Annotated in this window: 25 protein-coding genes; 20 read left to right on the top strand and 5 right to left on the bottom strand. The window is 59.6% G+C overall.

The features are described from left to right. Nucleotides 1–42 precede the first annotated feature (42 nt). From BUA65_RS12820 to BUA65_RS12780, 9 genes are all read left to right on the top strand, one after another. The gene (locus BUA65_RS12820) at nucleotides 43–243 is read left to right on the top strand and encodes a hypothetical protein (RefSeq protein ID WP_072870219.1); all 201 of its coding nucleotides are present in this window, start codon (nucleotides 43–45) and stop codon (nucleotides 241–243) included. A gap of 328 nt (nucleotides 244–571) precedes the next feature. Beyond that, a complete protein-coding gene (gene iscB, locus BUA65_RS12815) occupies nucleotides 572–2077 on the top strand; it encodes an RNA-guided endonuclease IscB (RefSeq protein WP_072870217.1) in 1506 nt (501 codons plus the stop codon). Nucleotides 2078–2079: 2 nt separating this feature from the next. Further along, nucleotides 2080–2922 carry a PHP domain-containing protein gene (locus tag BUA65_RS12810; RefSeq protein ID WP_072870215.1) on the top strand — a complete coding sequence of 281 codons (843 nt, stop codon included), beginning with the start codon at nucleotides 2080–2082 and terminating at the stop codon, nucleotides 2920–2922. Continuing rightward, nucleotides 2904–3209 (top strand): hypothetical protein, encoded by a 306-nt coding sequence (locus tag BUA65_RS12805; RefSeq protein WP_072870214.1) that lies wholly within the window; start codon nucleotides 2904–2906, stop codon nucleotides 3207–3209. Before BUA65_RS12810 ends, BUA65_RS12805 begins: the two co-directional genes overlap by 19 nt. Continuing rightward, a complete protein-coding gene (locus BUA65_RS12800) occupies nucleotides 3206–4156 on the top strand; it encodes an ADP-ribosylglycohydrolase family protein (protein ID WP_072870212.1) in 951 nt (316 codons plus the stop codon). Before BUA65_RS12805 ends, BUA65_RS12800 begins: the two co-directional genes overlap by 4 nt. Nucleotides 4157–4173: 17 nt before the next feature. Next, complete coding sequence (locus BUA65_RS12795; RefSeq protein WP_072870211.1) at nucleotides 4174–4776, top strand: hypothetical protein; 603 nt, start codon at nucleotides 4174–4176, stop codon at nucleotides 4774–4776. A 187-nt stretch (nucleotides 4777–4963) separates the two neighbouring features. Beyond that, complete coding sequence (locus tag BUA65_RS12790; RefSeq protein ID WP_072870209.1) at nucleotides 4964–6496, top strand: hypothetical protein; 1533 nt, start codon at nucleotides 4964–4966, stop codon at nucleotides 6494–6496. Nucleotides 6497–6539: 43 nt separating this feature from the next. Beyond that, nucleotides 6540–6758, top strand: a complete 219-nt coding sequence (locus BUA65_RS12785) for a hypothetical protein (protein WP_072870208.1) — start codon at nucleotides 6540–6542, stop codon at nucleotides 6756–6758. Between the two features lie 6 nt (nucleotides 6759–6764). Further along, nucleotides 6765–9260, top strand: a complete 2496-nt coding sequence (locus BUA65_RS12780; protein WP_072870206.1) for a hypothetical protein — start codon at nucleotides 6765–6767, stop codon at nucleotides 9258–9260. 294 nt (nucleotides 9261–9554) lie between these two features. On the opposite strand, the gene BUA65_RS12770 is transcribed toward BUA65_RS12780, so the two are convergent. Beyond that, a complete protein-coding gene (locus BUA65_RS12770) occupies nucleotides 9555–9995 on the bottom strand; it encodes a MaoC family dehydratase (protein ID WP_072870202.1) in 441 nt (146 codons plus the stop codon). Between the two features lie 123 nt (nucleotides 9996–10118). Here BUA65_RS12770 and BUA65_RS12765 point away from each other — a divergent pair, with 123 nt between their 5' ends. From BUA65_RS12765 to BUA65_RS12745, 5 genes are all read left to right on the top strand, one after another. Next, on the top strand, nucleotides 10119–10394 hold the full coding sequence (locus tag BUA65_RS12765; RefSeq protein ID WP_072870201.1) for a DUF2325 domain-containing protein: 276 nt from the start codon (nucleotides 10119–10121) through the stop codon (nucleotides 10392–10394). Next, entirely contained in the window at nucleotides 10384–10755 is a 372-nt protein-coding gene (locus BUA65_RS12760; RefSeq protein ID WP_072870199.1) for a hypothetical protein, read from the top strand. The genes BUA65_RS12765 and BUA65_RS12760 overlap by 11 nt, the downstream gene beginning before the upstream one ends. Beyond that, nucleotides 10755–10958, top strand: coding sequence for a hypothetical protein (locus BUA65_RS12755; RefSeq protein WP_072870197.1), 204 nt, complete (start codon nucleotides 10755–10757; stop codon nucleotides 10956–10958). The genes BUA65_RS12760 and BUA65_RS12755 overlap by 1 nt, the downstream gene beginning before the upstream one ends. A gap of 75 nt (nucleotides 10959–11033) precedes the next feature. Then, nucleotides 11034–12089: a ParM/StbA family protein gene (locus BUA65_RS12750; RefSeq protein ID WP_072870196.1), complete on the top strand. Its 1056-nt coding sequence runs from the start codon at nucleotides 11034–11036 to the stop codon at nucleotides 12087–12089. 98 nt (nucleotides 12090–12187) lie between these two features. Further along, nucleotides 12188–12478, top strand: coding sequence for a hypothetical protein (locus BUA65_RS12745; RefSeq protein ID WP_131821505.1), 291 nt, complete (start codon nucleotides 12188–12190; stop codon nucleotides 12476–12478). A 135-nt stretch (nucleotides 12479–12613) separates the two neighbouring features. Here the strand turns inward: BUA65_RS12745 and vapC are convergent, their stop codons facing one another. Continuing rightward, entirely contained in the window at nucleotides 12614–13027 is a 414-nt protein-coding gene (gene vapC / locus BUA65_RS12740; RefSeq protein WP_072870193.1) for a type II toxin-antitoxin system VapC family toxin, read from the bottom strand. After that, a complete protein-coding gene (locus tag BUA65_RS12735) occupies nucleotides 13020–13223 on the bottom strand; it encodes a type II toxin-antitoxin system VapB family antitoxin (protein WP_072870191.1) in 204 nt (67 codons plus the stop codon). The genes vapC and BUA65_RS12735 overlap by 8 nt, the downstream gene beginning before the upstream one ends. 91 nt (nucleotides 13224–13314) lie before the next feature. On the opposite strand from BUA65_RS12735, the gene nrdG reads away from it, so the two are divergent. Continuing rightward, on the top strand, nucleotides 13315–14148 hold the full coding sequence (nrdG, locus tag BUA65_RS19125) for an anaerobic ribonucleoside-triphosphate reductase activating protein (RefSeq protein ID WP_131821504.1): 834 nt from the start codon (nucleotides 13315–13317) through the stop codon (nucleotides 14146–14148). A gap of 306 nt (nucleotides 14149–14454) precedes the next feature. Here nrdG and BUA65_RS12720 read toward each other — a convergent pair whose 3' ends face one another. Together BUA65_RS12720 and tnpA are read right to left on the bottom strand one after the other, a co-directional pair. After that, the gene (locus BUA65_RS12720) at nucleotides 14455–15870 is read right to left on the bottom strand and encodes a zinc ribbon domain-containing protein (protein ID WP_072870190.1); all 1416 of its coding nucleotides are present in this window, start codon (nucleotides 15868–15870) and stop codon (nucleotides 14455–14457) included. A gap of 4 nt (nucleotides 15871–15874) precedes the next feature. After that, the gene (gene tnpA / locus BUA65_RS12715; RefSeq protein WP_072870249.1) at nucleotides 15875–16282 is read right to left on the bottom strand and encodes an IS200/IS605 family transposase; all 408 of its coding nucleotides are present in this window, start codon (nucleotides 16280–16282) and stop codon (nucleotides 15875–15877) included. A 110-nt stretch (nucleotides 16283–16392) separates the two neighbouring features. Between tnpA and BUA65_RS12710 the strand changes: the two genes are divergently transcribed. The 5 genes from BUA65_RS12710 to BUA65_RS19235 form a co-directional block, all read left to right on the top strand. Beyond that, nucleotides 16393–16761 carry a PH domain-containing protein gene (locus BUA65_RS12710; RefSeq protein WP_072870188.1) on the top strand — a complete coding sequence of 123 codons (369 nt, stop codon included), beginning with the start codon at nucleotides 16393–16395 and terminating at the stop codon, nucleotides 16759–16761. A gap of 68 nt (nucleotides 16762–16829) precedes the next feature. Then, entirely contained in the window at nucleotides 16830–17369 is a 540-nt protein-coding gene (locus BUA65_RS12705) for a metal-dependent hydrolase (RefSeq protein ID WP_072870187.1), read from the top strand. A 35-nt stretch (nucleotides 17370–17404) separates the two neighbouring features. Further along, on the top strand, nucleotides 17405–18058 hold the full coding sequence (locus tag BUA65_RS12700) for an IS607 family transposase (RefSeq protein ID WP_072870185.1): 654 nt from the start codon (nucleotides 17405–17407) through the stop codon (nucleotides 18056–18058). Beyond that, nucleotides 18024–19619, top strand: coding sequence for an RNA-guided endonuclease InsQ/TnpB family protein (locus tag BUA65_RS12695; protein WP_072870184.1), 1596 nt, complete (start codon nucleotides 18024–18026; stop codon nucleotides 19617–19619). Before BUA65_RS12700 ends, BUA65_RS12695 begins: the two co-directional genes overlap by 35 nt. Nucleotides 19620–19640: 21 nt before the next feature. Then, on the top strand, nucleotides 19641–19833 hold a 193-nt coding region (locus tag BUA65_RS19235; protein WP_207543902.1), incomplete at its 3' end, for a helix-turn-helix domain-containing protein.

The following is a 19833-nucleotide window of genomic DNA, read 5'->3' as shown; positions in this document are numbered from 1 at the left end:
TATAATGAAAGCAAGATACGAGGTTTGGAGGTCGCGGTACTAATGTCAGGGAAGGTCAAAGCAGTGCAGGTGCGGTTGACGGAGGAAGAGTGGCGGTTCCTGCGCTATCTGGCTGTCGAGATGGATACTACTGTTTCCGAGATTTTCCGGAACTACATCGCTTATTTGCGGCGCGGGGGCAAACCCGTCGGGTTCGAGGAAAGAGAAAGAAGGTACGGAAGAGGTCATAGACCCCACGCCTAAAGGCGGGGGCTTGGCCGGAGGCAACTCCCGTCAGGTCTCCACTTTGGGTGGAAAGCTGCTCTCTGGAGCAGCGCTATGACCCGCCTCAGTGTGGGAGCCTGCGGACCAGGCGGTTGAACCACGCTACGTTAAGGGGGCCAACACACCCTGGGATGCTTCTCCAGTCCCATGCCCTGTGGTGCGGCATTAAACAGCGAGCGGGGGTGTCAGCGAGCAGTGTGCCGCACGCAAAAAACCTCCTTAACATTGGCCAGGAGAGACGCCCGGGCTGGTCCGGCCCGGGCGCGTCACGAGCCCCGTAAGGGGTCTCCGAAAGGGGAAGGTTTTCATGGTATTTGTACTGGATAAACACAAGAAACCGTTAATGCCCTGCACGGAGAAGCGAGCCAGGTTGTTGCTGGAGCGCGGCAGGGCGGTAGTCCACAGGATGTCCCCGTTTACCATCCGGCTTAAAGACCGGACAGCGGAAGAAAGCAGGTTCCAGCCGCTGCGGTTGAAACTTGATCCGGGGAGCAGGACCACCGGATTCGCTGTTCTCCGGGAAGATACTCCTAACAGATCTGAGGTTATCTTGCTGGGGGAGATCCACCACAAACCAAGTATCAAGGACGGACTGGACGTCCGGAGGAACCAGCGCCACAGCCGGCGGAACCGGAAAACACGGTACCGCGAGCCGCGGTTCAACAACCGGCACCCGGAGAAATGCGCAGTCTGCGGTAAAAATGCGCAGCACGGCAGCCGGTACTGCCGGCCGTGCGAGAAGGCAAAGAACTTTGTCGACAACGGTCACCGGGAGGGACGGCTGGTACCGTCGTTAGAGGCCCGGGTAAACCAAACATTAAGCGTGGTCGATAAGTTGACCAGATGGTTGCCCATAACGGCCATCTCCACTGAGCACGTCAAATTCGACACGCAGCTGATGCAGAACCCGGATATATCTGGCGTGGAATACCAGCAGGGAGAACTTTTTGGCTACGAAGTCCGGGAGTACCTGCTGGAGAAGTGGGGGCGGAAATGCGCCTACTGCGGCAAAGAAGGCGTGCCTCTGGAGGTGGAACACGTCGTACCCCGGAACCCGAAACGCGGGCCGAGAGGTACCGACCGCATCAGTAATTTAACGCTGGCCTGTGAGGAATGTAATAAGGCAAAAGGTAACCTTCAGCCGGAAGAATGGCTGGAGAAATTAAAGCAATCCAAGCGGAAACTTGATCAGGTTCGGGCGGAAAATCTACCCAAAATATTGAGGAAGCTCAAGGAGCCGCTGCGGGACGCAGCACTGGTAAACGCTACCCGGTGGGTGCTGTACGACCGGCTCAAGAAAACTGGCCTGTCGGTAGAATGCGGCACCGGGGCGCGCACCAAATACAATCGTCTTAAGATGGGTCTGCCCAAGACCCATTATTACGACGCCTGCTGCGTGGGCGAGAGCACACCCGAGAATCTCGCAATCAACCAGGAGTACGTCCAGGTTTGGACGGCCCTCGGGCGGGGGACCCGGAAAATGTGCAATACCGACAAGTACGGTTTCCCAGTGAGTCACCGGACCAGACAGAAAATGTATTTCGGTTTTACGACCGGCGACCTGGTGATGGCTGAAGTACCCGAGGGTAAGTACGCCGGTCGTTGGGTAGGCCGGGTGGCCGTACGCGCCAGCGGGTACTTCGACATCAAAGACGGCTCGGGAAAACGGATATGCCAGGGTATATCATACAGGCACATAAAACTCCTGCAACGTGCCGACGGGTGGCAGTACGAAAAAATTCGGGTAGAGAAGGGAGGTAGTGGCGGCGCCTCCTCCCCAGGCGTAAACGCCGGGGCTTCCGGCGCCGCATAAATTTGGTGAAAGCTAAAACCAAAAAGCAAAAGAACCGGGTTTTGAGCGTCGACTTCCACACCCACCCGCTGGCGGACCGGTACTACTGCAGCTTCACGTCGCCCCGCGTGCCGACGTTGCGGGATGCGGAGGACATCGCGGAGTTCCTGGCCGCGGCGTCCTCCCGGGGTATAGACGTCATAGCGGTCACCGACCACGACTGTGTCGCTTCGGGGTGGTTCGCGAAACGGGTGGCCAGGGAGGCCGGGCTCCCCATACTGGTGGTCCCCGGCGTCGAGGTTACCACCAATTTCCGGGGCTGGCGGGTGCACGTCCTGGCCTACAACCTCAAGGAGGACCTGCCCCCGAACACTCTTGCCCCGTGGGAGGCGGTGGAGGAGGTCCACGTCCGGGGCGGCGTGGCGGTCCTTGCCCACCCGGCGAGGAACGGGGAATACGGCCCGGAAATTTTCTTCCGCTGTTTGAACGCCGGCGTTGACGGCGTGGAAGTAAGGAACCGGATGAACGGCAACTTTGACCCGGCGTACTGGCTGGGCGAAAAATCGGAGTGGAACGGAAGGTTAGTTATGCAGACCGCGGGGAGCGACTGGCACTGGTACGGCAGCCGGCTGATCGCTCCGGGGGACTTTTCGGTGGGTGTTCCGGTGGACTGGCTCATTGGGAAAGGGCTGATCACCCCGGAGGAAGCCGGAACGGCGCTTTCGAGGCGGGCCGCAAGAGAACGGGAAAAGCGGGGCAACCGCGGGAAAGCCGCCGGAAGGCGGAAGGAGCGGGATATCCATAAGGATGGTTTGGATTTCTTATGCCAGAAAGGAGTGGGTCTAGGGTGCCCAAGTGCTATATAACCAAAGCTGAGCGGGACGAAATTCTCTACCTGACTGACCAGATACTTTCCCCCATGACACCGCGGCTCAAGACCTTCGTGCACGCGGAGAAATGCTACGGGAACAAGTGCAAGAAACAGTGCGCGGAACCGAAGGTGTTCGTCGGCATCCAGATCCAGGGGTGCATACCTCTGGACGCGCTGGAGAAGCTCACCGAGGGGCAGATCGCCGCGGAAGTGGAGAAGGCGCTGGCCGAGCTGTTCAAGGCGCCCGAGACGGCGCCGGATAAGGCGGGTGCGGCGAGATGACCAACCTGGCCGACAGGGTCCGGGGCGGTATCTACGGCCTGGCCGTGGGAGATGCCCTGGGCGCGACGCTGGAGTTCATGGACAGGGAGCAAATCCGCGCCCGCTACGGTGTGCTCCGGGAGGTCGTGGGCGGCGGCTGGCTGAACCTCCGGCCCGGAGAGTGGACGGACGACACGGAGATGGCCCTGGCCGTGGCCGAGGGGGTAATCAAGGATCCGGAGAACCCCGTCCCGCACATCGGGGAAGGTTTTCTCCGCTGGCGGGCCGCCGACCCCCCGGACATCGGGGCCACCATCAGGGCATCTTTTCACGCTTATGACCGGTTGAAGGATTGGCATCTGGCCGCTGAGGAAGTACACGAACGGGGAGGTCGGACGGCCGGCAACGGGGCGCTCATGCGGACGCTGCCGCTGGCGTTCGCCTACCCGGACGCGGCGGATCTCTACGTGCGGTGCATGGAAGTGGCCCGGATGACCCACTGGGACCCGGAAGCGGGGCTGACGTGCTTCATCTACTGTCTCACGGCGCGGGAACTCTGGTCGGGCATGCCCTTCGCGGAGGCATACGGCTTGGCGCTTGACGTGATGCAAGACGTCGTCCCCCGGGGGGAGATGGAAGACACGGCTTCCAGGCTCGCCGGGAGGCTCGGGGACGTGGCCGGCTGGCCGGAGGAGCGCTTGAAGCCCACCGGGTACACGGTGGACACCCTGGCGTGCGCCCTGTGGTGCGCGGCAAACGCGGAGAGCTTCGAGGGAGCGGTGGTCAGAGCGGTGAACCTCGGCGGGGACGCCGACACCGTAGGGGCGGTCACCGGCGGCCTGGCCGGGGTGATGTACGGGTACGACGCTATACCAGCGCGGTGGCTGGATAAGTTTGACGGAAGGCAGAAGGAAAGGCTGGACGGGGTGGTTATCGAGCTTGTCCGGCTGGCCAGGAAAAATTTCTAAAAAGGAGGATCCAATTCATGGGAATGCAGATACATACTCCGTTTTTCACGATCGATGAGATGAAGGCGTACAAATTTAAAAAGGGCGAGAAGCTGACCATATACCGTTTTCTCGAAACTCCCGACCCGAGCGTGATGCCGCCCATCTGGCCGACGGTGTTCGTAATTGTCCTGGAGGACGGCCGGTGGGCGTGGGCGGAGGTGCCGACGCACTTCTACAGGGCGGACGCGGTCCCGGCGTTCGACGAAAAACTGGGCGGGTACCCCGACTGGCGGCTCGGTCAGAAGTGGCCCGGCGTGTTCCGGCGTATCGAGCCGCAGAACATGCTCGGGGCGTTGCAGTACTGGGTTGAAGAGGGCTGCAACGGCATAACCAACGACGTGGGGGTCGTCGAGCGCGTCGTTGTCGACCTGGAGGACCGGGAGGCCATGGAGAGGGAGGTGGCCCGGATCATGGGCGAGGACGGGGACAAAATGCCGGAACTCATCGTCCCCGTCACCGGGATGAATTTCCGGCGGTACTTCGGGGAGATCGCCGTCCAGGAGTCCATGCACCAGGTGGCGATATGGGAAGCGGCGGGCGAGACCGGGGTGGAACTGCCTCCGCCGGTTGCTTCGTAGGGAACAGGTTTTCGCCCGGGAAAACCGAAAATTTCCGAGCTCGGCTTCTAGATAGAATGCCGGGCTTTTTCTGTTTTTGATGGAAAAAGGGAGGGCATCAACTACCTTTACTGAAGTGCGAAGCATGATGGGTTAACTATATTTATATTTTCCATAGATGGTAGATGATGAAAGGAGGCGATACTGCATGGGCGGCGGCGGCAAAAAGAAACACAGCGCGGTGAATTTAGGCAGCGGTGCCGGTTTAGGTGCCGGCATCGCACCGTCCGCCGCGCCGGACATGTCCGCTGTGGCGGGTGGCAGCTTCACGCCCGACCTGGCGGGTTACCAGGCCCTCTCCCAGGCGGTTTCGAAAGGGTACGGGGGCGACTACTACGGGCCTGCGGCCCCCAAGGTGGCCGCGGGGGCCGCGAAGGTGGTGTCCTCCTGGCCCGAGGTTACCCTGGTCGGACTGGGCAAGAAGAAAGGCCTGAAACACGCTGTCCTGTCGGCGGGTGGCGGAGCCGCTGGCGGCGCTTCGCCCGTATTGAAGGCGGCGGTTAACCCAGCCTACCCGGACGGGACGGCCGCGATTGGAGAGGTCAACGAGAACGCGGAACACGACTTCCAGGAACTCCCGCCCCAGGTCCAGTCCAGTGTCGAGGAGAAGGAGAAGGCCGCGGAAGACTTCGTGGTGGCCGGCGTAACTCCGGACGGCGCCGCGGTCGCCGTTCCGCCGGTGACCCTGGACCCGGTCGCGCTCGTCCAGAAAGCCCGGGAGTCCCTGAAAAACGGCGTGGCCAACCTGAAGCTGGGCATCTCGGAGTTCTCTCAGAAGGCGAAAGGCATCCTGGACGTGCTCCGCTTCTTCGAGAAGGTCAGGGAAGAAGTCCCCCGGGTCGCGCCCGAGGAGTTCAGCACGCTGTCTTTTTCGTTCAAGCGGGAGGCGAAAGACCTGGGCGGCGTGCACACGAAGTACATATACGCCGACCAGCACGGACGGGAGTGGCTCTTCAAGCCGGACAAGCACTCCGGGGGCGCAGTGGCCGAGGCCGAGTCGGCGGCCTCCCGCGTGGCGCGGCGCGTAGGCCAGCCCGGCGTGGACGTGTACGTAACCGAAACTCCTTACGGTAAGGGTAGCATTCAGCCGTTCCTGAAGGACGCGAAGAAGCTGGGTCCCGACCCCACCGCGTTTTCCCCCGCCCAGGTGCGGGCGCTGGTGCGGGAGCACGTCGTTTCCTGGGCCACGTCCGAGCACGACGCAAAGCACGACAACTTCATCGTCACGCCGGGCGGCGCCCTCGTCGGGGTGGACAAGGGCCAGGCGTTCAAGTACTTCGGGGAAGACCGGCTCTCCCTGGACTACCACCCGAACAAGGTGCACGGGGCGGAAGAACCGGTCTACTACGCCCTCTACCGGGCGGCCAGGGAGGGCAAGGTGAAGCTCAACCCCTACGACGCCCTTCCGGTCATAGAAGCCTTCGAGAAGATACCGGACGGCGAGTACCGGGAAATGCTCCGCCCGGTCGTGGAGGCGGCGATGTCCTCCCCTTCGAAGGACCAGATCGCCTGGTGGAAGCGGATGGAGAAATTAGCGGCTCAGCGGCTCGGACGCAAGCCGTCAGACCAGGAGGTGGCCGAGGAGTTCCTCCGCCGGGCGTGCGAGCGGAAGAACAGCCTCCGGAAGGACTTCGCGGAGTTTTTCAGCAAGGTGCTGAATACCGCAGTGGACTTCAGCTAAGGTCAAAGATAGTCAAAGTCAAGCCGGAAGGTGGTGCAGATAAATGCTTTTTCTGCAAAAAATTTTGGATGCAGATTGGTTTGAAGAGCGGGAAGAGATAGTTGATCGCCTGGGCATGCCGCGCTGTAACAGGTGCGGCGAATCCCTGCATATAGGGGATACGGTGGATGTCGCCTGGCCCTGGTTCGACGATTTTAACCTCTGCCGGGACTGCCGTGGGGCCGGTACCTCTCCCGGTGGAACTGGCGGGATGCAGGGGTGATCTCCGGTGGGCGGCGGGAGCAAGAAGAAGAAAAGCGTTCATGCCCTGGGTGCGGGTGCGGCCATTTCTCCTGCTCTGGCTCCGGAAGCGCCGGGACCTGAAATATCCTCTGGAGTCGCACCTACCATGTGGGGTCTGTACTGGAACTGGCAGACCAACGCTCTTAAGAAATTCCAGGCAGGGGAGATCAGCGCGACTGAATTATATACCCTGGCAAACGAAAAGGCCCAGGAACTGGGCATAGCCGTTCCGCTGGACATGGGGCATTTGGCGATATTAAGCAGCGACCAGGAAAAGCTGAAAAAAGAACTGGCCCCGCTCGTTGAGACTGGAGAAGTGCAAAAGCCGCCGGATTTTGATTACATCGGGGTCGTCCCTATTGACAGCGATTTTTGGGGTTTTTACGACGACGAGTATGCAAAATTTCTGGAAGGTAAAATAACCTACGAGCAGTTCCAGGAAAATCTTAAGAATGAAGCGGCGAAACAGGGTTATGTGAATGCGGGGGCGGTCCAGGGAGAGCAGGAACCTTTTACGGATGTTTCGGCTTCCGCGCATCCTGCACAGTCGGCGGATGAGCCAGGCAGTGCAGGTAAAGAGGAGAGAGCGCCGGAAGTCGCAGAGGCAACCCCCATTTCTCCGTCTGCGCCGCCTCCCGCCTGGCTCCTGGAAGCCAGCCCCGTCAGGGAGGATTTCTGGGAGGGCGTGGCGGAGGCCGGTCCGCTGGGACGGCCTTTCCTGGTGGCCGGGCCGGACATAGAGGACCAGACGCTGACCGCGACTCTGTTCAGGGACCCCGGCGGGGACTCCTCCAAGTCCCGCCTGGTCCTGTTCGGCAAGGTGCGGGAGGAGTCCGAGGCCAAGCTCCTGGACGCCCTGGACCTTGAGGGCGGCCACACCGTAAAAGTCAAGCGCCAGGTGGAAAAGGAAGCGCCCCTCCCCCTGGACGAGCAGGAGGGCCTGTACGCCCAGCTCTTGAAGGTAGCCAAGAGCGTCAACCACCACACCGGCGAGGGCAAGGACAACGTGATCCCGGACCACACGCTGAAGGGGATGGCGGAACTCAGGGCCAAACTCGAAAAACTGCAGGGCAGCGCCCAGGACGAAAAAGTTCAGGCCATGCTGGGGCACTACATGTCGCAACTCAAGGCGGTGGAGTCCGCCGTGGCCGGCAAGACGAAGGCGCCCTTCGTGACGCAGTTCACCGCGCCTCAAACGGTCGAGGTGGAAGAGGAGGTTGTCGTCCCGGCGGGCAAGGGAGAAGGTCTCCCGGCCAGGAAACGTACGGGATCCCGGATAAACGCTTCGGAGTCCGGCGGGTCGGCCGTCTGGGACGGCACGCGGGAAGAAGACGGCTTTTACGGCGTCGAGTACCTTATAGACCTGGGCGACGGCTACCAGGCCGTGTACCACCCGAACGACAAGTCAGTGCCTTATTCCCTTCGCGGCACGCTCGAATTAATAGCCCCGCCGGGGGTAAATGACGGCAGGGGAGCGCTGCAGAAGCTGAAACTCCTGCATTTGCACGCCGAGCCGCCCGCCTCGGCGGAAGAGGCGGAGGTAATGTACCTGGAGCGCAATGTCTGGGCTCAGGGGTACGAGAAAGACCCGGAGTACAGGGCCGTCGGCGAAACCCTGAAAACCCTGGAGATGAAGCAGGAGGCCAGGTTGCTGGCGGCGCTCGACGGCGCCGCCGCGAAGGGCCTGGCGGAGGAGGAAATGCTTGCCCTGGCCAAGGAACTGGTGCTCCAGAACCAGCGGGCGCTTCTTGCGGAGAAGACCCGGCTCTTGAAGAGGTTCTTCGAGAGGAAGCTCGGCCTCGCCCCGGGCGGGCTGGACAAGCTCCCGACCTACCGGCCGGTGCCCGCGGCGGCGCAATCCCGGAAGGGCTTCCACTTCTGGAACCGGTTCGACCTCACGCCGGAAGTCGTGCGGGAGAAGACCAAAGGTTACTGTGTCGTGCACGAGATTAAGACCACACCCAAGAAAAAGGTTGACATCCTGTGCCGCATGATCGAGAACGGCGGCGTCCTCGCCTCCACGGAATTGCGGCGGCGCATGGGCGTGAAGCACTCGGGGGTGTCGTCGAAGGAGGACATGGTCACCGGCGGCGCGAGCTACGCCTTCTGCTTCTTCCGCAAGAACAAAAACCAGAAGGACTTCGACATCGTGTGGGACCCGGAGACGCTCCTGACCCGGTCGGACTGGTTCGCCACCAGAGGAGATGACTTCGGGGCGGTGAACCCCGAAGACCACCACTACAACGTTTCCGGCAGGACCAGGAAGGTTGAAGACCTCCCGAAATACGAAAGTACCGGGAGCGGGAGCTGGCGCGCCCAGATAATGTTCAAAAATGGAGTGGATTTCTTTGGTGCGCACCCCCCGCGCGCCATTTTCGTGAGCAACGAAAATGAAAGGCAGAAGGTGCTGGCCTCTTTTGCCAAAGTGGGGGTGAAGGAGCTTGGGGGGAGGCCGGTAGAGGATGTGGTAAGAGTGAGGTAGCGGAGAAATGCGAAGAAAATACGAATGGCCCACCATGGTCCGCGCAGGTATCGTCCAGATACCTGGAGGCGTGGCGGGCTCTATTGCTTGTATTATAACACACGTTGCTGTGCGGTGCAATTTTTCTGCCGGGCGGGTCCGAAAGAAAAACCCGCCCGGTTTTTTCTTTTCGGAGGGATTTCCCGTGAGCCACCACCGCTTCATTATCGGCCACGTACTGGAGGTACTGCAAAGTCTGCCTGACGAGAGCGTTCACTGCGTGGTAACTTCTCCCCCGTACTGGGGCCTCCGCGATTACGGGCTCCCCATGGCGGAAAAGATTGGAACAATTTTACCTGATACCTCTCCTTCCAAAACAACCTTCCCTTCCTGGTTTGTACAAGTTATATAAAGCGTGAGTCTGTTTTTGTCAGGATCCTTTTCTGCCACGACAACCTTAGCGCATATTGTTTCACCTATGTATACCGGAGCCCGGAAACGGAAGGACATTCTCGCCGCCGGGTATGGTTCGGGAAGCAGTGTACCTCCAGCATGCGTAATCATACTGGCCGTAAGAAGTCCCGGTACAACTCGTTCTTTAAAGCCGCATTTTATAGCTACCTGGAGATCCATGTGAATTGGATTAAAGTCCCCGGTTATTCCTATAAAGTTAGCAACGTCTCCCTCGGTAAAGGTGCGGGAAAAAGTAACCGAGTCACCCACCTTCATCTCATTCCACGAAGGGAAAAAACGCATAACGAACCTCCTTTTGCCCAGACTCTATCCTCAAAATTTAAGAAAATATTTTGACAATAAAAATGCATTTTCCTTCCGGGCCGGGAAAACCCGGCCCGCTGTTTTTTGCAGGAGGTGGTTTTTGTGCGATGTCTCATCGTAGGCACCGACCGTTTAGGTGCGGCGCCGGCAATACTCAGACAAAAGTTTGGCGTCCGGGAGATCGTCCACTGGGACGGCAGACGGAAAAAACTGCCCGAAAGTTTCCCGAGAGGTACGGGACTGGTGGTGGTCTATACCGGCTTCGTCAATCACACCCTGATGCACCGTGTCAGGGAGTTGGCCCGGAAGGCCGGGATCAAAGTGGTGTGGTTGAAGCGTGGACTTTCTGAATTGGAGGTGTTGAGCAGTGCGGGGTGATGAACTTGAAGGAGCGGCGCACACTTTTCTGTGTGCCCTTGAGCTGGCACAGAATACCGGTGCCGAAATCAGGCTGACCCCTGTAATGTGGGAGGGGGTGGAAGCCATAAAGGGATCGCTGCAGGAACTTGCTGGAAGGTACGGTTCCGAAAAAGCTAAGGAACTCGCTCTTTCCGCGCTGGATCTGGAGCGGATCAGGTTCCGGGAAGCACTCGAGGGAGTGCGGCAGGCACTGTATGAAGCCGGGAGGCTGACGGCGGGCGCGGAATTTAGTTGCGGAGACGCGGCACGGGCGGTGGACTTGCTGGAGAAGGCAGTTCACCGAGTAAGATGTGCAGTCAACGGGATGAGGGAATTTTGATGCCTTTTGATGTTCTGGACTTCAACGCCGACCTGGTGGGTGCGTACAACATTCTCCAAAGGTGTCTCCGTGAGGTCGGCCTGGCCCTGCCGACCCGGCTAGGAGTAGTGGGCGCGCTGGCACGCCCTGCGGTCAACCTGTTCGTGTGGAGAAAAACCACACCGAAAGGCCGTGAACAGGGGACGTTCAGGCAGGCTGCCTAAGTCTGCCTTGAGCAGCCGCGAAGTATAAAACCGACTACTTCTAAAGGGGAACCCCACCTCTTTAGGGGTGGGAGGATGTCAGAGCTTTCAGAAAAACTAAAAAAGGAGCTGAATCGCATGATTATTGGTATTGATACGGGTTACGGTTATACCAAAGCAGCAGCGGAATCCGGGGAGCGCGTACTGTTCCCCTCCGTGGTGGGCACCGGTTTCGAGCGTAGGATGGCGGGGATGGTTTACGACGGCACTTCCGAAGCCGACAACTACGAGCTGGTGGTTCCCGGCGACACTCCGGAGCACTACTTCATCGGCTACCTGGCGCTGTCCCAGGCGCGGGACGCCGCCCGGCCTTTCTCGGACGAAAGGAGCAACGCGGAGGAGATCAGGCCGCTTCTCCTGGCCGCCGTGGGTGCCCTGTGCAAGGGCGAGCCGGTGACCATGGTGACGGGCCTCCCGCTGGAGCCGTTCTTCAAACAGGCCCCGGGGCTGAAGAAGTCGCTGGAAAGGCTCTCCGGAACGGAAATTCTACTGAACGGGAGTCCGGTCAAAATCGTGTTCGAGGACGTCATCATGTTTCCCCAGGCGGTGGGCGCGCTGTACGGGCACCTCGTCCGGGGCGGCATACGCCCGTCCGGCGTGGTCGGCCTGGTAGATGTGGGGTTCAAGACCACGGACATAATCCTCTACGACGCGGGGGCGAAGAAGCCGCTGGAAGGGTACGTCGACACCATCCCGGCGGGCACCAACGACGTGGTCGTAGCCGTGCAGGACGAGATAAAGCGCGAGGTGGGCATGGCCCCCAATCCGGAGTGGGTGGAGGAGGCCGTGATCAGGGGAATCCCCCTGACGTTCGACCGGAGGAAATTCGACGTGCCGGGGATGGCCGCGGCGAAATCCGCGCAATTGGCCGAATTAGTGGCCTCCCGCGTGGCGCGGCGGTGGAGCGACTGCCTGAAACGCCTGGAAGTGGTGTTCCTGGCGGGCGGCGGCGCCGCCCTGGTCCAGGGCGCCGTGTCGCGCCTGGCGCGTTGCGAGGTGATGCCCGACTCCCAGTTCGCGAACGCCGCCGGGTTCCTGGCCAAGGGTCTGGTCACCGTGGCACGGGGGAAAGCCGGTAACGGCGGGGACTAAACCCGCTTTGCCGCGCGATCCGTGCCACAGGCGGGTGCGGCCCGCGCGGGGTGTGGCACGCGAAAGGCCGCTCCTGCCATACAGGGCAGGTACGGCCAGTGCTGGAGGTGTGGCACGTAATGGTCGACAAGTCCTACCGCATAAAGTTCAGGGTGCCACCAGACGTGGCGGAAGTGCTTGACGCCCAGGATGACCGGGCTGGCTACGTGGCCCGCGCGGTGACCTGGTACGCCCGCTTCGGGGCTCCGTGCCTTCAGAAGCTCGACGCGCTCCTGGACCTGGCGGCCCGCGGCCAGGCGAAGCTCGGAGAGAGCGGGCCGGGCGGTGAGAGTTCCGGTCCCGCTGTCAGGGACGACATCGACGACGCCTTTGCGGATTTCGTGCTCTGATTTTTGGGTTCCGTTCTGCCTGTTTCCCTTAAGGCGTGCGGGCGGAACGGAACAGAATGCCGGTCCCGTAAGTTTAGAAATCTAAACATCAAGTCAAGTTTTGGGGAAAAGTCTGCTCACGGACGTCCGTTTTTTTTAATGCTCCGTGAAGCTCAGAAACTTCTGTTCTGGAAATTCGCTTGCAATCAGGTCATAATGCCTGTCACGGTGAACGAGAGTACAGGAATGGTGAGGCGCCCAGGAAACGATGATAAGGTCGACCAGGGGAATTACCAGACCTTGACGCCGCAGGCGGAAGCCGAAAAAGGCGGCGCGTTCCCAAACCGCGTGTTCCCCTTCGAGCAGTGGGAGTGCGTTCAGCATTTCGTTCAGTTCGGCAAACTGTTTTTCGTTTCTGGCACCCAGCAGGATCTCCGTTTTTACGGGAGGGGCGAGGACCACGGTTTCCCGGAGCAGCGCTTCCTTTAACCAGCGGACGATTTCCTGCCGCCCTCCGGGACGCAGGGCTTCGATCCAGACCGAGGTGTCGACCAGAAACCGTTCATTCATCCCGACGTATCTCCTCGAGTGCGGAATCGTTCAGCTCCAGATCGATCCTGCCCAGGCTCGCCGCAAGTTTTTCCAGGCGTTTGCGGCGGACGAATTCCGTGAGGGCCGCTTCGATGGTTTCAGTAATCCCTTTCAGCCCCGCCAGTTCCATGGCTTCGCGCAAAAGTTTCCGGTTGACATATAAGGTTGTTTTCATAATCAATCACCCTGCAATTAATTATAACAGATAATTTGGATTTATAAAGACAGAATATTATCTTCGCTTTTTCTGTTGGGAGGTGCCCGCGTTGCAAATAATCGTCAACGGCGCCATTGAACAGGAACTCGTGGACCGGCTGGTTGCCGAAGAAAAAGAAACCTTCGCCCGGCAGGGGAAGAAAATCGCCAAAATTGTTCTAACCGACTGCGGAGACGAAATAGAAATCAAGACCTATGAGAAGTCCCCCATCCGCAGGATCCGGCGCATTACCGGGTACCTGGCGGAGACGGACCGCTGGAACGCGCCGAAGCTGGCGGAACTGAGGGACAGAGTAAAGCATACGAACCTTGAAGCCGCGGCGGGTGCCGCTTCCCGAAAAACAGGCATTAAGCTCCGCCTGAACGGCCTTGTATATGAGAGCGTCGTAGACGGTCCCGGTCTCCGCGACGTGCTCTTCGTACAGGGGTGCCCGCACCGGTGCTACGGGTGCCAGAACCCCGGTTCGTGGGACTTCAACGGCGGCACGGAAGTGGACGTAGCTGACGTCCTGGTTTCCCTGCCGTCAAGCCCGTTAATTACGGGTGTCACTTTTTCTGGCGGGGAACCGTTCTGCCAGGCGGCAGCTCTGGTGGAGGTGGCCCGGCACATCAAGTCGCTGGGTCTGAACCTCTGGGTCTACACGGGCTATACGTGGGAGGAATTATTAGCCCACCCGGACCCGGCGGTACTCCGTCTACTGGTCCTAACGGACGTGGTTGTAGACGGGCGGTTCGTGCAGGAAGAGGCAGACTTGTCCCTGCCTTTCAGGGGTAGCCGTAACCAGCGGTTCATCGACGTGCGGGAATCGCTGAAGGCCGGGAAGGTAATTCTGTGGGAGCCGGCGGTTCCTGCAGCGCATATCCCGCCGGTGAAAATTCTGTGAGGTGATAGCACTGAGCCTCCCCATGGCTAAAGCCAGGGGGTTCCTGACTCCAGCGCATGAGTAGCCGCCTGTCAGCCTGCCTTTTCCTGCCGGTCGAACCTGGGCAGAACCTCAGCATGTCGCATCATCCAGGGCAGCTTTTGCGGTCGACCCGCTCCGGCCTGCCGTAGGCGCTCCACCACGGCTAATGGAACCGTGCTTCACTCGCGGGTTCGGCATAAGGCCCATCCCCGACCGCCGGGACGACTCCGCCCCGTCCCGTCATCTACCCGAAGGTATCAAGGCGAATGAGCCCGTGATAAAAACTTATATCCCAAAACTTGCTGGCGCGACATAAAAGTAACTGCGTTTTACCTTTTCTATCGCTTCATCGAGCAACGGTTTGATTGTCGGCCATTCTTCTATAGCTGATTGACGGTCGAGATAGTAGTTTCCTTCCTCGTCGATTTTAACATGCCGGGCGAGGAATCCGGAGTATAAATCCCTTTGGGCAGTAACGCCGCAGTCGCACCTGTGCCACCGGGCGGAAAGTTTTTTCTTTTCTTTCCGTCCGCACTGGCACATTTGCGAAAGGGCCGTGCTGGCGGTGGGGAATTTGACAACCCTGCCTTTAGCTGCTGTCGCTTTCTGCTCCAATCTGTTTACGAACATGCCCGACGCCCGGTAGTTGACCGACCTGCCGAAGTTTCTCTGGAACGCCCTGTACGAAACGTCCTCCAGGTAAAATTGGTTTCCCTTCCTGAGCAGGTCGTTGATCAACTTACCGTGAAGAGATTTCCGGTGCTCGGCCTGGCGGCGGTTTAACTCGGCGAACCGCGCCCTGGTCCTCAAATAGCGTTTGGAATTCTTCCACTGCAGCCTGCCCTTCTTGATCGTACCGTCAGGGTTGTAGTTGTCCGGGTTGTTGGCCCTCCTCTGGTGGTCCATGCGGCGCTGCAGGACCCTTATTTTTGTGTGGATGTCGTCCAACTCCCGGCAGAACAGGTGGAGGTTAGCCTCAGTATCGCCCACTTCAGCGACGATGGAAGGCCCGACGTCCAGGCTGATTTTCCCTTCAGTAACATAGTTCTTCTTTTTCTGATAGGGCTTACCTTCGCAGACAAGTTGCGCATACAGGCGGGTCCTGCCGCGAATTGTCCTTTTTACCAGCCGGACGAATTTTACCGGGCAGGAGAGACCGTGCATGATCACCGGGTCATCTTCGTCGATGATGGCCGGTAGTTCCAATCCGTTCCAGACCAGACATCCGTCTCTCCAGCGGATGCCCTGTTTGTTAGTCTTGCCTTCCAGAGTATTCAGTTCTCCGTACCGCTTAAACCTTACTCTTTTGGCTTCGCCGGTGACCGTCTTGTTGACCGCACTGTATGCCCTGGTTGCCAGGGTCTGGGCGGTATTGGCGTCGATGTGCTCGCCCAGCCAGGAGTCGCGGATTCTGGCTGCGTAAGCGTGCAGGGAGAACTCGGTGAAACCGTACTTTTCCCTGGCTTCCTTGAAGGCTTCCGCTCGGGCTTTGATTTCTTCTTTGGTTTTATGGGGCATGGCCAGGGCCGCCCGGTACATCTTCGAGCGGAGCATCTGGTCGCGCCTTTTCAGGGCCTCACCCAGGCAGGCGTTGTAGATCTGCCGGCCTGCCTCGAAACGGGCGAGAGCTTTCCTGGTCTGCTCGGAGTTGGCTCTGAGGGGTATTTCCACCACGAAGCTGTCGGTTTTTGAGCGGCCCACAGTCTTAGACTCCTTTCTGCTGCTCGATGTATTGCTTGATCACCTGCAGGGGCGCCCCTCCCACGGTGCTGACGAAGTAACTGTTCGTCCAGAGGGAAGGGAGCCTCTTTTTGAGCCAGGGAAACTCTTCGCGCAGGATTCGCGAAGAGCGTCCTTTAAGGGTTTTAACGAACCTGTGGATGCCGAACTGCGGGTCAACTTCGCAGAGAATGTACACGTGGTCGGGCATGACTTCCATTTCCAGGACTTCCGCCCGGCAGCTGTCGGCAACTTCCTTCGCAATAACTTTCAGCCTCTCATCTACTCCGTCGACCAGGACTTTGCGCCGGTACTTCGGGCAGAAAACTACATGGTACTTACAGGAGTAGACCACGTTATTGTTGGATTTGTACTCAACCAGAAACTTTTTCATATGCTCATTATATCGTAGCCAATCGATTAACACAAGAAAAATTTACCGGCGCTCCTCCCCATGGCTAAAGCCAGGGGCTACCGCGCCGGAAAAGGACGGTGTCGCGTGCCTTGGGAACATCCTGGACCGACGTGGCCCGCTGGGCGGGACTGCCTGTGCTTTTCGAGCGGTACCGCCTGGCCGGGGACACGCTCTACGTAAAACGTGGCCTCGTTACCACCCGGGAAGACCGGCTACTGCTGTACCGTGTCCTGGACGTCCAGGTGCGGCGCTCGCTCCTCGAACGTCTCCTGGGCCTCGGAACCGTGGTAGTCTACGGTGCCGACGCCACGGACCCCGTGCTGGAGCTGAAGGGTGTCAGGCGCCCCCACGAGGTAGCCGACCTCATCCAGTCGCGGGCCGAGGAGGCCCGTGCCAGGGCGGGGATCCGGGGCCGGGAAGTGTACGGGGCATTTGCAGGAGAGGCCGAACATTTTTAAATTTGATTGTTCGCTGTTTTTGCCGCGGTGCAGTACCTGCCGCGGTCTTTTTTTTGAGGTGATTTCGAATGCTCTACGACACGCACCTTGCGGGCGGCGTCCTGTCGGGCGCCGCCGTGCTCTTCCTGACGGGCGCACCGCCGGAAACGTGGCCCGGCGCGCTCTTTTTGGCGGGGCTCGCTTCGGTGCTCCCCGACGTGGACCACGGCCGGGCGGCGCTGAACCAGGCCCTCCGAAAGAGCGTGCCGATGGCGGGTGCGGCAGTGAATACCGCCGCGCGGGCCGTCCTGGGCCACCGGGCCGCGACGCACAGCCTCCTGGCGCTGGTAGGGGTAGCCACCCTCTTCAGGCTCGCGGTGCCCGTGTCCGCCCCGCTGTTCTGGGCGGCGCTGGCGGGGTACCTGAGCCACCTGGTGCTGGACTCCTTCAACCCCCAGGGGGTGTGGTGGACGTGGCCCTTCGGAAGGAGGTGGTCATTGAGGGAAGTGCTGCCGTGGCCGTTCACTTTCGAGACCGGCTCGCGCGTGGAGGCGTGGTTCCTCCGCCCGGCCCTGTGGCTCGGGGCGGTGCTTTTAATAGCGCGGTGTCTCGGGGTTGCTAACAGTTAATTGATTTGCTATACTATACTGGGTGAATATTAGAAATGTCTAAGTACAACAAACAACGCTTATACCGGACGGCCGAAGCCGCAGTCCTGCTAGGTGTTCACAAGGACACTCTACGCCGGTGGGAGAAGGAAGGGAAGGTCCGGGCCGTCTGGATGGGGCGGGAGCGCCGGTTCCCCGAAGAAGAAATAAGACGCCTTTTGGGTGAGTCCAACCCGGACGCTGCAGTACTGTATGCCCGCGTGTCCGGCCACGATCAGAAGGCGGACCTCCAGCGGCAGGTGGAGGCACTTACGGATGCATATGGTTCTAAGTTCTCCGAAGTGGTGGTGCTGACTGACGTTGGTTCTGGTCTTTCCACCAATCGCAGGGGCCTGCGGAAAGCCATGCAGATGGCCCGGGAGAGGAAAATACGCGCCGTTGCAGTCACTTATCCCGACCGGCTGACGCGGTTCGGCTTTGAGTATCTGGAGGAATACTTCAACAGTTTCGGAGTCGAAGTGCTCGTGCTCAACCGGGAAGAGGACCGCAGCCCGCAGCAGGAACTGGTAGAAGATTTGCTCACCATAGTCACTTCTTTTGCAGGCAAACTTTACGGGCACAGGTCGCACAAGGTAAAAAAGCTAAAAGCGGAAGTGAAAGGGGCGCTGGAACGCCTTGATACTGACAACGAGCGTAAGGCTGCCGAATGAGTTCGTCGGGCCGGTGAAAACCCTGGTCGCGCTGGGCCTGAAACTGCAGGAGCAGGCCCTGAGGCATTACTGGTCTTTAGAAGGTTTGGAGAAGGTAGCGGCTCACTCCGGACAGATCTGGAAACTTCTCGACGCGGAAATGTCCCGTCCGGAGGACGTTTACATCCCCAGCCGTCCCTGGCGGTGCATTCTGGAGTCGGCGGGCCGCATCCTGCGCTCCCAGGCCGAGCGGAAGCGCATATTCGAGCACCTTCTTCCGTTCTTTGCCGGTGGAGCGAAGAACGCGGCAAGAAAGCTTTACGAGGAGTTCAAGGCTGAAGGTAACCCGGAAAAGTTTGGCTATTTGCTCAACGTGGCCGAACAGTTAGCGGAATTCTATGCCGGGCACGAAAGGCTGCCGCAGAACTTTTTCGAGTTCCAGAGAAAGCCGGAGCCGAAGCGGTTCACGTACACCCTGGCCCCGGATGACGGGGCGGAGAACGGGCAGGCAATAAAGTACTGTTTGGAAGGAAACCGGCTGGCGGGCGAAATAAAACTCCCGGTTGTTCCGGAACCGCGGTCGAAAAAGGACTGGCAGTGGCTCTCTTTTTCTATAGAGCTGCCTGCTGAACTTCAGGAGAAGCTGGCTGCGGGCGGGACCTTGTGCGCCCCCGACCTGCGGCTCAAAGTCAAGCCGGACGGCGAACTCGTGGCTTTGCTGGACGCAAAGGTGGATGTGCCGGAGGAGAAACCTTCCGGTGACCCTGGCCGGGCATTGAGTGTGGACTGGGGCCTGCGGAAGCTGGTGACCTGCACGGTGGTTTCAAGGAAGGGCCAGCTCACGCCGCCCTTTTTCGTGTTCTGGTCCGGGCTCAAGGCCAGGCTGTTCCGCATCCGGGATGACATCAAAAAACTCCAGAAAGAACGCGACCGGTACGAAAAAGGGACTTCAGACTGGAAGAAGTACAACCGGAAGATAGCGGCGGCATGGCAGAAGTACCACCGGGTACAGCACGCCCTTGCTCACGCGGTGAGCACGCTGCTGGTCCTGCTGGCCAGAGCCTTCGGCTGTCGGCACATTTTCGTCGAATGGCTGGTAACGCTGCGCGGCAAAAAGGGCCGTAACCGGGACCTCAACTGGTGGGTGTCCACGGTGGTACGGGGTCTACTTTTCCGGCTATTGAGATACAAGGCGAAGCTGGCGGGTATCCGGGTGTTCATGGTGCCGCCGGGCGGCACGAGCCGGGTCTGCCCGCGGTGCCTCGGCGCCGGGAAGCACGTAATCTCTCCGGGAAATAAGACCGAAAAGGATTCCGGTTCCTGGTTTGTCTGTCCTTCGTGCGGCTGGCAGGCGGACCGGGACTATGCGGGAAGCCTGAACATTGCACGAGTCGGTTTTAGTCTTGCGAGGCCGCTGTCCTATAAGGTCGGCGGCGCGGCGATGCCGTTCCCGTCGCGGGTAGCTTCTGCGGAAGCGATGACCTTTACCACAACTCTCAGTTATGTACGCAGCGTTTTCTTTGCTAACATTGGTTGCTTAGTCAAACTACTGTCACCGGACTATGATATTGTCACCCTGTAAGCGGACTGAGAAAATGTCACTATGGGAGGAGAAATCTTTTTGAGTGCTAAAGAGTCGCGCAGGGTGTTTGTGATTGAACAGGCCGTCAAAGGCAAGATTACCAACAGGCAGGCTGCTGAGGTCCTGGGCTTAAGTGAACGCCAGGTAATCCGCTTGAAGGAGAGGATGAAAGCTGATGGTGTTGCGGGCCTGGCTCATAAGAACAGAGGTCGGA

The organism is Desulfofundulus thermosubterraneus DSM 16057 (assembly GCF_900142025.1).
Classification (GTDB): Bacteria; Bacillota; Desulfotomaculia; order Desulfotomaculales; family Desulfovirgulaceae; genus Desulfofundulus; species Desulfofundulus thermosubterraneus.
The sequence above is the reverse complement of the archived record's forward strand: the minus strand, read 5'-3'. Positions and strand labels throughout refer to the sequence as shown.

Bases quoted from the DNA above. Each gene is read 5' to 3' on its own strand.
- BUA65_RS12820 (WP_072870219.1), top strand. From the start codon at position 43: ATGTCAGGGAAGGTCAAAGCAGTGCAGGTGCGGTTGACGGAGGAAGAG.
- iscB (WP_072870217.1), top strand. From the start codon at position 572: ATGGTATTTGTACTGGATAAACACAAGAAACCGTTAATGCCCTGCACG.
- BUA65_RS12800 (WP_072870212.1), top strand. From the start codon at position 3,206: ATGACCAACCTGGCCGACAGGGTCCGGGGCGGTATCTACGGCCTGGCC.
- BUA65_RS12795 (WP_072870211.1), top strand. From the start codon at position 4,174: ATGGGAATGCAGATACATACTCCGTTTTTCACGATCGATGAGATGAAG.
- BUA65_RS12790 (WP_072870209.1), top strand. From the start codon at position 4,964: ATGGGCGGCGGCGGCAAAAAGAAACACAGCGCGGTGAATTTAGGCAGC.
- BUA65_RS12785 (WP_072870208.1), top strand. From the start codon at position 6,540: ATGCTTTTTCTGCAAAAAATTTTGGATGCAGATTGGTTTGAAGAGCGG.
- BUA65_RS12770 (WP_072870202.1), bottom strand. From the start codon at position 9,995: ATGCGTTTTTTCCCTTCGTGGAATGAGATGAAGGTGGGTGACTCGGTT.
- BUA65_RS12755 (WP_072870197.1), top strand. From the start codon at position 10,755: ATGCCTTTTGATGTTCTGGACTTCAACGCCGACCTGGTGGGTGCGTAC.
- BUA65_RS12750 (WP_072870196.1), top strand. From the start codon at position 11,034: ATGTCAGAGCTTTCAGAAAAACTAAAAAAGGAGCTGAATCGCATGATT.
- vapC (WP_072870193.1), bottom strand. From the start codon at position 13,027: ATGAATGAACGGTTTCTGGTCGACACCTCGGTCTGGATCGAAGCCCTG.
- BUA65_RS12735 (WP_072870191.1), bottom strand. From the start codon at position 13,223: ATGAAAACAACCTTATATGTCAACCGGAAACTTTTGCGCGAAGCCATG.
- tnpA (WP_072870249.1), bottom strand. From the start codon at position 16,282: ATGAAAAAGTTTCTGGTTGAGTACAAATCCAACAATAACGTGGTCTAC.
- BUA65_RS12705 (WP_072870187.1), top strand. From the start codon at position 16,830: ATGCTCTACGACACGCACCTTGCGGGCGGCGTCCTGTCGGGCGCCGCC.
- BUA65_RS12700 (WP_072870185.1), top strand. From the start codon at position 17,405: ATGTCTAAGTACAACAAACAACGCTTATACCGGACGGCCGAAGCCGCA.